Source organism: Actinomadura sp. CNU-125 (genome assembly GCF_001942465.1).
Lineage (GTDB): Bacteria > Actinomycetota > Actinomycetes > Streptosporangiales > Streptosporangiaceae > Spirillospora.
The window spans coordinates 21,293-35,110 of record NZ_MKJY01000310.1; the positions used below are offsets into that span (position 1 = coordinate 21,293).

A 13,818-nucleotide genomic window follows, 5' to 3' on the forward strand; every position below is an offset into this window, starting at 1 on the left:
ATCAACCACGGGTGCCCCACCGCAACCACTTTTCAATAACTGACCGCTATGCGGCGAAATGGGAAGTTGTCGGCGTGTCGGTCTGTCAGTTGGTGGACTTGACCGGTAGATGCGGGCCCAGGTAGCCGATGTAGATCTTCCCCATCTGCTTGACGGCGTCGGCGTAGTGCAGCCGGGGCGCACTCATCCCTGCGCCCCCACCCAGACGGACGTGCGCCCACATGTGCAGCCTGCCGGAGGGGTCCACCTCGACCGGAACCGGGAGCAGCCGGGCGCGGCTCATCTTGGCGCTGGCCTTCACCGTGTCCGATTCGTCGGCGGCGACCTTCCCCGCGCTGATCGCATGAGCTCCGGACGGGGGCTCGGTGCACCAAGCACGGAAACCGCCCGAGAATCGGCCCGTCGCGCTCGCCTCCGCGTAGTCGTTCATGGCGAGCATCGCCTGCCACGCTGTCTGCGCCCAGGACGCCGCGCTCGGCATCTCGTCCATGTGCAGCGGTTGGTCTTCGTCGCCGGTGAACTCGACCCGTTCGAGTTCCTCGACGCGGTCGAGGAGTTCGGCGAAGGAGGCCGGCAGGAACGTCCGCTCTTCGGGCGGGGTGTAGGTGTCCGCTTTGCGCCCGGCCTGGACGAGACGTCGCCGCAGCGCCCGGACTTCGTCTCGGAGGGACTCCGCGTGCTGGTTCACCGCGCTGAACTGGGTCGAGAGGGCCGCCAGTTCGCTGTTGCGGCGCGCGAGGGCCTCCTCGACGCGCCCCGCCTCGTCGACCAGTTCCAGCGCCGCCGTGTAGCCGCCGCGGAGCCGTTCGTTCTCCTCCCGGAGCGCGGCGATCTCGCGCAGATCGTCCGGCGATGCGGCGCCGGGCCGTGCTGCGGGGACGTCCTCGGAGAGCAGCGCCCGGCTGAGTCCCGCCAGCGGGCGGGGGAGGAGCGCCTCCGCGCTGAGCCGACGGGGCAGGCCCGCGAGGAGCCCCTGGACGCGACGCGGATCGTCCTCCACCCGGGCCGGTGTCAGCACACGGTGGCGGCGCGCGTCCTCGGCCGTCGCCGGATCGACGTCGGGCAGGTAGGTGCGTACAGCGCCGCCCCAAACGGCGTGGGACGCGCCGATCTCCCGGTTGAACTCTTCCATGGCGTGCGGGTCGAGCAGGTAGAGCGCCGCCAGCCCGGCCGCGAACCGCGTGGCCCGCTCGATCGTCCCGCGCCAAGACTCGAAGTCGCGCTGCGGATGGGCGCTCGCCACGATCACCGGCATCCGGCGGTCGGGATCGCACAGCACATGGATCAGTGGCTCGACGGACGGAGGACGTACCAGGACCGGTTTCTCCCGCACCTCCGCGAGCGAGTCCTGCGCGTCGACCGCGTCGAGCAGGCCGCGGGCGAGCCGGGGCACGGCGGCGGCCCGGAACGGGGAAGCGTCGTCGGAGTCCGATTCGGCGTGGGGTGAGCCGAGGAACTCGACGTCCAGCCAGAACCAGCTTCGGACCGAACCGTGCGCCCGTCCCGGGGCGTGGACGGTCAGCGTCGTCACCCACGAGCCGTCGTCCTTGGGCTCGCGGAGTTGCCACCGCCGGGTCTGCCCGCCGTCGGCCGTGTTCCGGGAGAGGGCCAGTACGACCTGACCGTCCTTGCCCACACGGGCACTGCCCCGGTCGAACGCCTCACGGTCCAGGTTCTTGCCGCCGAGCCAGCCGCGCAGTTCCCGGTTCGCGGCCGTGAACGCCTCGTCGGCGGGGAGTTCCGTGTGAAAGACCGACCGGTAACGTCCGGTGCCCACCATTCGCATCCTTCGATCTCGCGTCGTCGCGCTACGTGGGGATGGTGGGAGCAGCCTCGGCGAGGCGGTGTCAGTTTACGCCCGGATTCGGCGGGAGTCGGTGCGTTCGGCCCACGCCGTCGGCGGGGTAACGGCCACCTCGCCGGGCTCAACGGTCGACGATGCGTGACGCGGCCTCGATGATTTCGGCGCGCCTGTCGAGGTGTTCCCGTAGAGTCTTATGCACGTTTGCGAAGAACATGCCGATGTGAGGATGGGTGCCGTATGGGTTTTCTGCCGGCGATCACGGTCGAGGACGCGCTGGCGAAGGTCCACAAGAAGTCATGGGTGCTGCCCGCGATCCAGCGGGAGTTCGTGTGGAGCACGAATCAGATTCGCACGCTCTTCGACAGCCTGATGCGCGGCTACCCGATGGGCTCTTTCCTGCTGTGGGGCCTGGAGAAGGAACACGTCGGCGACTTCACCTTCTATGACTTCCTGACCGACTATCACGAGTTCAATCGGCCGTACGCACCCAAAGCGAGCATTCCGGCCGGGCATGACGCCATCGCGGTACTGGACGGCCAGCAGCGGCTCACGGCCCTCAACATCGGCCTCTACGGGAGTCACGCCGAGCGCCTGCCGCGCAGATGGGTGGGCAACCCGGACGCTTACCCGACGAAGCGGCTCTACCTGAACCTGCTCCGCGAGCCCGAAGGCGAGAACGAACTGGGCCTTCAGTACAACCTGCAATTCCTGACCGACGAGGAAGCCAAGGCGGAGATCGACGGAGTCCGCGCCTGGTTCAGGGTCGGGGACGTGCTGAGCCTGTCGGGCGGGTCCGGGATCATGCAGGAGCTCAAGGCGCGCGGCGTCAGCGACGCCTCCGGCTGGCCCGAGGTGTACGACCGGCTCGACCAGCTGGTCGAGGGCGTCCGGAAGAAGCCGGCGATCAACGCCTACCAGGAGGACAGCCAGGACCCGGAGCGCGTCCTGGACATCTTCGTCCGCGTGAACAGCGGCGGGACCAAGCTGTCGAACTCCGACCTGCTGCTGTCGATGGCCACCAACCAGTGGGAGGAACGGGACGCCCGGGAGGAGATCCGGTCGCTGGTCGCCGACCTCGCCGACGGCCCCGGCAAGTTCCAGTTCAGCAAGGACCTCGTGTTGAAGACCGCGCTGGTGCTCACCGAGGCCCCGGACTTCCAGTTCAAGATCTCCAACTTCACGAAGGCGAACATGAGCCGGTTGGAGAAGGGCTGGACGGAGATCCGCGCGAGCCTGCTCCGCGCCGCCGAACTGCTGGCGTCCTTCGGCCTCAACGGCCGCAACCTGAGCGCGGACAGTGTGGTCATCCCCGTCGCGTACTACTTGCACACCCACGGGCACGGGGACGGCTACGTCAAGGCGGGTGCGCACGCCGCCGACCGGGCAGCCGTCCGCCGCTGGGTGTTCCGCAGCCTCCTGAAGCGCGGTGTCTGGGGCTCCGGGCTGGACACCTTGCTGCGTCATATCCAGACGGTCATCCGGGACAGCCCGGATTCGGGCTTCCCGATCGGCGCGGTCGAATCGGCGATGGCCTCACGCGGGAAGGCGCTCACGTTCAGCGCCGAAGAGGTCGAGGAGCTTCTCGAGCTCCAGTACCGGAAGCCGCGGACGTTCCCCGTCCTGGCGATCCTCTATCCGGGGCTGAACCTCGACCAGCAGATCCACGAGGACCACATCTTCCCGAAGTCCCGCTTCACCCCGAGCGCCCTGACGAAGGCGGGCGTCCCGGCCGACGAGGTCGAGGAGTACAGGTCCCGGGTGAACGGCCTCCCCAACCTCCAGCTCCTCGCGGGTGTGCCGAACGTGGAGAAGAGCAACCGGTGGCCGTGGGAGTGGCTCGACGGCGACCATTTTCCCTCGGCCGAGGCGCGCGAACAGTACGCCACGCAGAACGACCTGGACCTGCTGCCCGACGGCATCACCGGATTCGTCGACTTCTACGAGCATCGCAAGAAGCGCCTCGCGCAGCGGCTCGCCCAGCTGATCAACAGTGATCACATGCTGGCGGCCGACAGTGGCTCATAGGCGATGATGTCGGCCCCGTCCGCCAGAATGGAGGCCAGTCGAGCGGGCGGGGTGGAACGTGTTTCGAAAGAATGATCGAGAGAAGGGGGAGCCGCCGGTACCGGACAGCCGTATCAGCTTTTCCGGACGCGCCGACGGATCGGTCGTTCAAGCGGGTTCCGTTGGCGGCGACGTGGTCATAAACACGATCATCGTGGTGCCCGAAGCGGAGCCCGCCGATGAGGAATTGGCTGAGGAACTGCGACGTTCGGCCCGGGTGTGGCGGTCCCGGTTCGCGAACGTCGACTTCGTGAACCTGCCGCGTGTCGCGATGCTCGCGGCGGGCGGGCCGGTGATGTCCGTGGCGCGGAGCGCCGGACTCGACGTCACCAGGCCGTTTCACGGTCAGGGGATGGCTCCCGGCACCTTTGTCGGCAAGGTCAGGCCGCTGTTCGACGCCTGGGACGCCGAGGCGGTCGTGCTCGACGAGACCACCGTGGGCAAGATGCGCGGAGGTGTGCTGGTGTCTTTCGAGGCGTCCATGCGATGTGTCAACCCACCGGCGGCGCCGCCGCAGCCGCCGAGCGGAAACCTGGCCCGGGACCCGCACCTCGTCTTCAGCGTCGGCGGTCAGTCCGTGATCGTCAGCTTCGATCCGCAATGGCTCACGACGGCCACGGCAGGCACGACACTCCACGATGCCGCCGAGGAACCGCAGGTCTACTCCGGGCTGGGCCGCGTGGCGTCGGTGTCCGCCGACGGCCGCGTCCGGATCTCCGCGCTGGTCTTCGGACAGCCGCAGACCACCGAACAGGCTCTGTGGAATCTCCTGACGTCCAGGCGCACGATGCCGCGAGTGCTGGACGTCGCCGACGTCCGCAACGCCCCGCCCCCTGTGGCCGAGGTGCCGTTGCGAGCGGTGGAGACGGTGGAACGTCTGGAAGTCGCGTTCTTTTTCGACGAGGGCCGGGACATGCCGCCGCACATCGACCTTGCCGTGCTGACAAGGGTGGCCCGCACGGTGCCCGAGTACCGTCGTGACCTCGAGGTAACGGTTGCGAGCCTGCTCCCGCCGGACGGCACCGACGCCACCGACGCCACCGAGGTCGCCGAGGGCATCCTCCTCGGGAATCCGGTTCGCGGGGGCATGCCCAAAGTCGAGGAACTGGCCGGGCAGATCAACTGCGGCTCCCTCGCGGTCGCCACGGTCACGAATCTCACGCGAGCGCAGGCCGCGGACCTCGATGCCGTGATGCCGGGCGCCGATGTCAGCTACCTCGGCTGCGTGGAGCTCGACCGGAACCTGGCGATGCACCGTCTTCTCTTCCCCGAGCAGGAGCACTACCGCGTGGACGGGACCGAGCTTCTCCTACTGGACAGCGTGACCGAGCGGTACGGCGCAGATTCCTACGGCGATGACCTGGAGGCCGTCATGGAGGGTCTGCGCGACCAAGGGGTGTACCGGAGCGTGGTCCGGGTTTACGACCAGCCGCACACGCCGTTGTCCGAGGTGTTCATGGAAGAGCTGTGGCCCGGACCACCGTCCTGATCTTTTCGCCTCAGGTCGCCCGTCCACGGGATTCGCGCACGTGCGAAGTTCGCGCGTGCGCGAATCGCATGCCTGGAACCCGTTCGTGCGTTTTCCCTGGTCAGAGCCACCGAATCGCCGGTTCGGCGTGCTCGGACGGCCACCGGCTGTGACGATTGGTTCGCGATCGACGGGGCTGCCCCGCCGATCCGCAACGTCACGTCGATCTCGATCCGGAGAGGTTCCGATGACCCCCGCGATGCTTCTGGTAGCAGAGTCCCTGCCGCTGTGCTGGCGGCGCTCCTTCCCCGGCGGGCCCGAGCAGGCGGGCGCCGTCCGGCGGTTCGTCGGCTGCCTGCTGGCCGGCTGCCCGTACCTGGACGACGTCCTGCTCGCGGCGGACGAACTCGTCGTCAACGCGCTCCGGCACACCAAGTCCGGGCAGGCGGGCGGCGCGTTCGTCGTCGAGATCGCCCGCGGCGGCGGCCGTGTCGTGGTGTCGGTCACCGACGAGGGCGGGCCGGGCGAGCCCGCGGCCGTCGCGGCGGCCGACCTCGACGAGTCCGGTCGCGGCCTGCAGACGATCTCGCTCACCGCCGCGAGCTGGGGCTGGCACGGCAACGGCGACGGACGCACCGTCACCGCCGTCTTCGCGGGGGAGTGGGCTGCGTGACCGGCCGCGCGGCATGGGACCACGCCCAGGCGCACCGGCGCGTGCACGCGGTGATGACCAGTGCGATGCGCGCCGACGCGTCCGCGCTGGAGGCGCTCGCGACCGGTCCGGCCGGTGCGCGCCTCGACCCGTACACCCGCGAGTTCGTCCGGGACTCGCGGCGGCTCCTGCTCGCCGGTTCCGCGGGCCTGACGTGCGTCCTCGCGGCGCACCGGCCTGGCGAAGGCCCCGACGGCACGCCGATCTGCCGGGGGTGCGGGACGCGCGACTGCCGGACCCTGCACGGTCTCGCCGACGTCCTGACCGCGTACGCCGTCCGGCCGGTCCCCATCGACCGCGCGGAGGCGTGGCGCCGCGCGGACGCCTGCTTCCGTGCGGAGGCGCGGCCGGTGCCCCTCGCGGTCGACGAGTTCGACGAGGGATTCATCGTCCGCCCCGTCAGGCCGGGCGGCGCGTCGCCGCTGATCGTCGACCGGGGCACTGGCGCCCTCACCCGCTGGCCGGATTTTCGGCGGGAAGTGCTGATCGAGCACTATTGCCGGTATATCGGTGATCGGCTGTAGAGAACCCGCGTCATTCGAATGATCGGTTGTCGGGACGAGGTGGCGGTGAGAAGGTACGTGGCGAGTTCCGTTGCGGCCGTCCGTTCTGAGGGGGATCTGTGGCAGCCGAGTATCTCGATGTTCCGGCACGGGACGATTTGCAGCAGATGCGGGACTGGGACGTGCTGGTCGAGCACACGGGCGCATCGATTCTCGCGGACCATCCCGACGGACTGTCCGTGCGGGAGCTGTGGGCCTTCGTCGTCCAGCGTCTGCCCTGGATCGAGCAGTGGTACGACGAGGCCACCGGTGGTTCGACCAGCGCTTCCGTCAACTTCAGTTACAAGAGCACTGGTCTGGTCAAGGCCGGTCTCATCGCCAAGTACGACCGCCGGTGGCACTTGACCTCCGTCGGTCGTGCCGCTCTCGAGGCGCACTCCGAACGGGACGACTTCTACCGCCTCGCACATGAGGCCTATCGATACTGGGAACGCAACCGCGAACGATTCGACGCGGCATCGGATCTCATTGAAGGGATTCCCGACGAGACATGGGTCTCGGCCGAGGATCTGGCTTCGGACCTGGCCGTCGACCTCGAGCGGCTGCTCGGCTGGCTTCAGGGGGCGCGTCCGACGGGTGGCAGAAGGTGCTCGACGAGAACGGGAATCCGCCAACGTTATACCGGCTGACCCCGGAGGAACGGGACGAGTGGCTCGACGTCCTCGCCGAAGAGGGCGTCGACGTCTCGCAAGGCCGTGCGAACCCCGCCCAGCGGCTCGGGCACGGCGAACTGCGGCCGCTCCTCGACGACGAGGACGACGGCACGGCGGCGCCGCGCCGGGCGTGGCTCGTCCGAGGCGCGGAGGGTACGGGGGCTAATCCGCTGCGGGACGTGTGGCTGCCGGGCCGCGTGTGCGCCCTTCCGGCCTCGCGGTTGAGGGAAATGCCCGGCGGGGTGACGCGGGACCGGGTGCGGACGGCTGTGGCTGAAGACTACGGGCACGTGCCGAACCCCGAGCGGGAGCGGCTCGTCGCCGAGTTCCACACCTTCCTGTCTCGCATGAGCGAAGGGGACATCGTCGTCAGCAACGACGGCGGGGAGGTTTATCTGGGTGTCGTGGCGGGTCCGCCCGGCTTCTCGCAGAGCGCCGGGCACGGGGCCGACCTGCAGCGGCCGGTGGACTGGGCGGCCGACCGGCCCCTCGACTACTTCGAGCACATGCCGGACGGCTTCTCCGGCATGTCCGGCAATCCGGACGCGCAGATCGTCGAGCTGACCGCGTTCCTCCCCGCGCTTGAGGAACTGCTCGGTGAGCCGGCGGGCGTGTCCGAGCCGGAAATGTTCCTCCCGGACGTCGGCGAGAAGCTCGCGCGCGACCTGCACGTCGATCCCGGCTGGCTGCAGGAATGCGTGGAGCTGCTCCGCGACCGTCCGCAGCTCATCTTCTACGGGCCGCCCGGCACCGGGAAGACGTACCTCGCGCGGGAGCTCGCGAAGCACCTCACCGGGGCGCGGCCGGAGAACGTCCAGCTCGTCCAGTTCCACCCGGCGTACTCCTACGAGGACTTCTTCGAGGGGTACCGGCCCAGGCAGGGGCCGGACGGCACCGTCGTGTTCGAGATCGTGCCCGGTCCCTTCCGCAAGATCGTCACGGCCGCCCGCGCGCACCCGGAACGGCCCTACGTGCTGATCATCGACGAGATCAACCGGGGAAACCTCGCCAAGATCTTCGGGGAGCTGTACTTCCTGCTGGAGTACCGGCGCGAGTCGGTGAACCTGCTGTACGGGTCGGACGACGGACAGGGGTTCACCCTTCCGCGCAACGTGCTCGTCCTCGGCACGATGAACACCGCCGACCGGTCCATCGCCCTGGTCGACACCGCGATGCGGCGCCGGTTCTGGTTCATGGAACTGCACCCCGATGTGGCGCCGACGCGGGACATGCTCAGGGAATGGCTGAAGGCCAAGGAACTGCCGGACGAACCCGCGCGCCTGCTCGACGCCCTCAACGAACGCATCGCCGACCGGGAGATGCGCATCGGCCCCACGTACCTGATGCGGGACGGAGTCGATACGGACGCCGTCCTGCACCGGATCTGGCGCAACCAGATCCTCCCGCTGCTGGAGGAACACCACTACGGCGAAGGCAAGGACGTGGCGGGGGAGTACGGGCTGGACGCGCTGCGGCGCGAGCTGCCGTGACCGTCCGTCTGCAAGAAGGCGCGGGGTGGGTCGAACGCGAGCTCACCGATCGGCAGGCCGCGGTGCTCGGCGCGTCCGGGCTGGTGCGGATCACGAACGGGCCCCGGGCCGGGGTGTGGCGGCTGCGCGACGACGGTCTCGTCGGTTCGGCCCGCGTCGGCGGCCCGAACGACGCCGTCGACCTGCACGTCGCGCCGAAGACACCGATCGACCGGCTCGTCTTCCTGCTGGGCTACGCGCAGCGGCCGCTCGGCTGGCGGCAGGACGAGGTGGACGCCGGGGAACGGCCCGACCTCCTGCCCGCGCTCGCGCACGCCTTCGCCCGCGCGGCCGAACGGGCGCTACGCCAGGGCGTGCTGCTCGGCTACCGGGAGGTCGAGGAGCCGCTCGCCGTCGTGCGCGGCCGGGTGCGCGTCGCCGACCAGGTCAGGCGGCGATACGGGGTTCCGGTGCCGGTCGAGGTCCGCTACGACGACTACACGCCGGACACCGACGAGAACCGGCTGCTGTTCGGCGCGGCCCGGCGGCTGATGAGGCTGCCCGGCGTCCCGGCGGAAACGCGCCGGATGCTGCGGCACCTGCTCGTGCGGCTGGACGGTGTCCGCGGTTTCGTGCCGGGCCGTCCGCTGCCCGAATGGACGCCGACCAGGCTGAACGCGCGCTACCACACCGCGCTCGGGCTCGCCGGGATGATCCTGCGCGGAGCCTCGTTCGAGCTCGACGGCGGCGCGTCCGTCCGGGTGGACGGGCTGATGCTGACGATGTGGCGGGTCTTCGAGGACTTCGTCACCGCCGCCCTCGCCGATGCGCTGCGTCCTCTCGGCGGCAAGGTCGAGACGCAGGACGTGCGGCATCACCTCGACCACGGTCGGCGGGTGCGGCTCCGGCCCGACCTCGTCCACTACGGACGGGACGGACGGCCGCGGGCGGCGGTCGACGCCAAGTACAAGATCGAGACCAAAGTGGGGAAGCACGAGGCGGACCTCTACCAGGTGCTCGCCTACTGCACCGCGCTCGGCGTGAAGCGGGGGCATCTCGTCTACGCGGCCGGGGACGCCGTCCCGCACGTCCACCGGATCGTCGGGACGGCGGACGTGCGCATCGAGGAGACGGCACTCGATCTCGCGGCGTCGCCCGATGTCCTCCTCGCCCGGATCGGCGATCTCGCCCGCCGGATCGGCGCGGGCGGATGACGGCTCCGCTTCGCGATATCGTGCGGTTCGCGAGCGTGCACAGTGGCCGGAATCTGCGCGGAGGTCCTCCTGATGGAACAGCCCGGTGACGGCACGGGCCACAACACGGGCCGCAACGAGGTCAACGCGGATTCGGCGGAACTGGTCGTGCAGGCGCGGTCGATTTCGGTCGAGGGGGACTTCTACGCGGGCGGCAGGAAGCGCACCCGTCCGATTCCTCGCCAATTGCCCGGTCCGTGGCCGTACTTCAGCGACCGCGAGGAACCGCTCGAGATCGTCGAGCGGGCGTGGCGGAGGGCCGTGGAGTCCGGGACGACGCTCGTGGTCGTCTACACGGGTCCCGCGGGCATCGGGAAGAGCGAGCTGGCGGCCAGGACCTTCCAGGCGATGGCGCCGGACGTGCCCGGCCCGCACCTGCACGCCGACATGAACGACGGCGGGCCGAGGACCGCCGCCGACGTCCTCGGCGACTTCTTGGGGGCGCTGGGAGTCGAGCCCGACGACGTCCCGGCGAGCGTGGGCGAGATGACCGGCCTGTACCGCAGCCTCACCAGCGACCGGGCGGTCATCGTCTCCCTCGACGACGTTTCGCTGGCATCGCAGGTGCGGCCGCTGGTCCCGAACTCGCCGGGCGGCATCGTCGTGGCCACGGCGCGCGCCATGCCGGGCAACCTGCGCGGGGCCGTCGAGGTCCCGGTGGAGCCGATGGACGACGACGTCGCCGTCCGGCTGCTCGAGGACGTCGCCGGGCGGTCGTTCGGCGAGCCGGAGCGGGCCGAGGCGGCGGCGGTGGCGCGGTTGTGCGGCGGGAGTCCGCTGCTGCTGTGCTCGGCCGGGCGGCGGCTCGGCCGCCGCCGTCCGGCGACGCTGCACACCGAGATCGTCCGCGAGGCGGAAGGGGCCGCCGTGTTCGACAGTGCCTACGACGCGCTCTCCGATCCCGCGCAGGCCCTGTACCGGCGGCTCGCCGGGCTGCTGGGCCGGACGTTCTCCGCGGAGCTCGCTGCGGTCGCCGGGGGAGTCGACGCGCCCCTGCCCGCGCTGCGGGAACTGGAGCGCGCCGGGCTGCTGGACGACCTCGGGGACGGGCGCTTCCGGATCCACGGGCTCGTGCACGAGCACGCGCGGGGACGCTGCGCACCGGACGAGCGCGAGGCGGCGCTGTCGCGCGTCCTGACGTGGTACCTGCGGAAGGCCGTCGAGGCGGACCATGCGCTGATGCCCGGCCGGTGGAGGCTCGGCCCCGACTACGAGCCCCTGCGCGGGCTGCCGCCGACACTGCCGGACGATGCGGCCCGCGAATGGCTGGAAGACAACCGGCCCGTCCTGCGGGCCGCCGTCCGGGCCGCCGCCGAACGGGGCCGGGACGATCTCGTGGTCCGGCTCGTCGAGGCGCAGTGGGCGCTCTGCTTCACGCGCAAGCACTACGAGCACTGGATCGACGTCCATCGTCTCGGGGTGGCGGCGGCGCCGAACGCGTCCGACCCCCGGTTCCGGGGACGGATGCACTGCCAGCTCGGGTTCGCGTACGCCGAACTGGGCCGGGCCGACGACGCCGCCGCAGAGTTCGAGGCCGCGCTGGGCGCCGATCGCGAGATCGGGCATGTCCGGGGCGAGGCGACCGCGGTCGAGTCGCTCGGGCTGCTCGCGCTGCGCCGCTCGGGCGCCGAGGAGCCGTCGCTGGAGACGTCCGACCGTGAGCAGGCCGAACGGGCGCACGAGTTGCTCACGGACAATCTGCGGCTGAACCTGCGCATGTCGGAGTCGGACGACGACCGTGCGGTGGCCCTGGCCTGGCGGCATCTGGGGCGCGCGTCCAGCGCCCGCGGCGACCACGCGGAGGCCGCCGGTCAGCTGGCGCGCGCGGCCGAGCTGCTCGCGGCGCTGCCCGACCCCTACAACGAGGGGAAGACGCTCACCGACCTGGGACGGGCGCGGCTGCGGGCCGGACGGCCTGGCGCGGCGTCCGACCCGCTCCGGCGCGCGCTGGATCTGCTGGGCGAGCGGGAATTCCCGGCGGAGCGGGCGGCGGTCCTGCTGACCCTCGGCGTGGCGGCGGCACGGGACGGCGACCGCGGTGCGGCCGTCGAATGGGGCACCGACGCGCTGCGGATCCTCGAATCGCGCAACGATCCGCGGACCGAAACGGCCCGGACGTGGCTGGCGGACCTCACCCGAACCGGAAAGAGTGACTCGTAGGTCTCGCCTCGACGGTGCATTCCGCCGGGATCTCGGCCAGCCGACGCCCTGTTTCCAGCCATCCGTAGACGAGGGAAGCCGCCAATTCCGGTCTCTCGGCCCGGCAGCGCACCATGTCGCCGTCGTTCGTACCGATCACGCAGATACCGGGACTTTCCTCGACGGCCGCCACATGGCAGCCGGGATGGCGGTCGAATGTCCGCGCCAGCCATTCCTTCGTGGACGCCTCCGACCCCGGGTGCAGGCCGTAGACGACGTCCGCGAGTCCCAGGAGGCGCTCTTCGAGTTCGGTGTCGTCGACCGCGAGGTGCCGCCCGTCGGCGGCCCCGCCGCGGTGGAGGGCCGTGGGCGCGGGCACGCGCGTGACGACGGCGACGCCGTCCCGCCACTCGACGGTGGTCAGGGCCGCCGTCGCCCGGCCGCCTTCGAGGTCGCCGCGGTCGAGCGGGGGAACGCGCAGGACGGCCGGTGGCGCGGCCGGCTCGCCGAGGCGCATCAGCCGGTACATCTCCGTCCGCAGCAGGCGGCCCGACCCGCCCGGCACGGCCGTCGCGCAGCCGACGATGCCGGCGTAACGGGCCGGGTCGTGCTCGGCCACCGCACGCGTGACCTGGGGTTCCAGGGGGCGTCCGGGCGTCAGCGCGGGCGCGGCGCGGCCGAGGCGCGCGACCGGCGACGCGGGATCCACGTCCTCGTGCGGGAACGCGGCCGTCAGCACCGGACGTCCCAGCGCGGCCCCGTAGAAGGTGACCGAACCGTGGTCTCCGATGACGAGGTCGGCCGCGACGAGCGCGGCGCGCCAGCCCTCGCGGGGCGGGACCAGGTTCAGGCCCGCGCGCAGGCAGTGCGCGAGCCACGCCCTGACCTGCCACGGCCCGTGCCCGTGCCAGATGTTCGGATGCAGGACCGCGGTCACCCGGAACCGGTCCATGGGCAGTTCGGCGAGGAGGTCCGCGATGAGATCGGGGTGCTCGCCGAGCAGTGACCGGGGACCCCAGGTGGAACTGACCACGACGTGCGTCTGCCGGGGCTCCGCGCCGAACGCGGGCCGGTAGCGGTCGCGGTACGGGAGTGCCGCGAGCATCCGGTCGAGGCAGGGATCACCGGCGACGACGGCCGCCGGACCCGCTTCGGGACAGTCGCGCACGAGCCGGTCGAGCTGTTCCGGGTGCGAGAGGACGATGCTCGCGGGCACCACGCGCCCGTCCGCGATCAGCCATTCGGGGGCGAGACCGAAGACCGGCCCGGCTCCTGGAGTCTGGAATCTGGAATCTGGAATCTGGAATCTGGCGAGTTTTTTATTGTAGCCCATACCATGGGACAAGACCATGAGAGGGGCCTTCAAGAGATGAAGATCGCCGCCGTAGCTGGCTGAAAGCGCGAGATCGAAATCCATGGAGACGACCTGATCCCACGGTGCCGTCAGCGCTCCGATGTCCCCGAGGAATTCCTCGACGTCGTGCGTGAACGGTGATGAGCGCGTCCACGTGAAGACGACCTGGATTCGCGGATCGGCTTCCAGGATCTGCACCGCGTCGAGGAGGCGCGTCAACGACGTGACGTTGTGCACGACGGCGAGGACGAGCCGTTCGGGGGTGCGCGTCGTCCATCGGGGCGCGTCGGCGCGATCGGGACGCGCAGCCAATCCTGCGTCATGCTTTTCGGACGCCTC

At 70.5% G+C, this 13,818-nt stretch carries 10 protein-coding genes; 8 read left to right on the forward strand and 2 right to left on the reverse strand.

The features are described from left to right. Positions 1–85 precede the first annotated feature (85 nt). Positions 86–1,780, reverse strand: a complete 1,695-nt coding sequence (locus BJF79_RS30375; RefSeq protein ID WP_075902560.1) for a hypothetical protein — start codon at positions 1,778–1,780, stop codon at positions 86–88. Positions 1,781–2,041: 261 nt separating this feature from the next. Between BJF79_RS30375 and BJF79_RS30380 the strand changes: the two genes are divergently transcribed. The 8 genes from BJF79_RS30380 to BJF79_RS30415 all read left to right on the forward strand — a co-directional run bounded on the left by BJF79_RS30380 (position 2,042) and on the right by BJF79_RS30415 (position 12,146). Beyond that, positions 2,042–3,829 carry a DUF262 domain-containing protein gene (locus tag BJF79_RS30380; RefSeq protein WP_075902563.1) on the forward strand — a complete coding sequence of 596 codons (1,788 nt, stop codon included), beginning with the start codon at positions 2,042–2,044 and terminating at the stop codon, positions 3,827–3,829. Between the two features lie 58 nt (positions 3,830–3,887). Further along, positions 3,888–5,357: a hypothetical protein gene (locus tag BJF79_RS30385; protein WP_143220407.1), complete on the forward strand. Its 1,470-nt coding sequence runs from the start codon at positions 3,888–3,890 to the stop codon at positions 5,355–5,357. A gap of 238 nt (positions 5,358–5,595) precedes the next feature. Beyond that, positions 5,596–6,009 (forward strand): ATP-binding protein, encoded by a 414-nt coding sequence (locus BJF79_RS30390; RefSeq protein ID WP_075902605.1) that lies wholly within the window; start codon positions 5,596–5,598, stop codon positions 6,007–6,009. After that, complete coding sequence (locus BJF79_RS30395; protein ID WP_143220411.1) at positions 6,006–6,572, forward strand: hypothetical protein; 567 nt, start codon at positions 6,006–6,008, stop codon at positions 6,570–6,572. Before BJF79_RS30390 ends, BJF79_RS30395 begins: the two co-directional genes overlap by 4 nt. A 98-nt stretch (positions 6,573–6,670) precedes the next feature. After that, a complete protein-coding gene (locus BJF79_RS54030) occupies positions 6,671–7,240 on the forward strand; it encodes a hypothetical protein (RefSeq protein WP_143220412.1) in 570 nt (189 codons plus the stop codon). Beyond that, positions 7,198–8,754: an McrB family protein gene (locus BJF79_RS30405; RefSeq protein ID WP_075902571.1), complete on the forward strand. Its 1,557-nt coding sequence runs from the start codon at positions 7,198–7,200 to the stop codon at positions 8,752–8,754. The genes BJF79_RS54030 and BJF79_RS30405 overlap by 43 nt, the downstream gene beginning before the upstream one ends. Continuing rightward, on the forward strand, positions 8,751–9,947 hold the full coding sequence (locus tag BJF79_RS30410) for an McrC family protein (RefSeq protein WP_075902573.1): 1,197 nt from the start codon (positions 8,751–8,753) through the stop codon (positions 9,945–9,947). The genes BJF79_RS30405 and BJF79_RS30410 overlap by 4 nt, the downstream gene beginning before the upstream one ends. Positions 9,948–10,019: 72 nt before the next feature. After that, complete coding sequence (locus BJF79_RS30415) at positions 10,020–12,146, forward strand: tetratricopeptide repeat protein (RefSeq protein ID WP_075902575.1); 2,127 nt, start codon at positions 10,020–10,022, stop codon at positions 12,144–12,146. Here the strand turns inward: BJF79_RS30415 and BJF79_RS30420 are convergent. Further along, the gene (locus tag BJF79_RS30420; protein ID WP_143220413.1) at positions 12,118–13,791 is read right to left on the reverse strand and encodes a hypothetical protein; all 1,674 of its coding nucleotides are present in this window, start codon (positions 13,789–13,791) and stop codon (positions 12,118–12,120) included. The two genes, BJF79_RS30415 and BJF79_RS30420, sit on opposite strands and share 29 nt — an antisense overlap. Positions 13,792–13,818: the final 27 nt, after the last annotated feature.

What these genes read in the sequence shown, in the direction of transcription:
- BJF79_RS30375 (WP_075902560.1), bottom strand. Translation starts at nt 1,780, where the DNA reads ATGGTGGGCACCGGACGTTACCGGTCGGTCTTTCACACGGAACTCCCC.
- BJF79_RS30380 (WP_075902563.1), top strand. Translation starts at nt 2,042, where the DNA reads ATGGGTTTTCTGCCGGCGATCACGGTCGAGGACGCGCTGGCGAAGGTC.
- BJF79_RS30390 (WP_075902605.1), top strand. Translation starts at nt 5,596, where the DNA reads ATGCTTCTGGTAGCAGAGTCCCTGCCGCTGTGCTGGCGGCGCTCCTTC.
- BJF79_RS30415 (WP_075902575.1), top strand. Translation starts at nt 10,020, where the DNA reads ATGGAACAGCCCGGTGACGGCACGGGCCACAACACGGGCCGCAACGAG.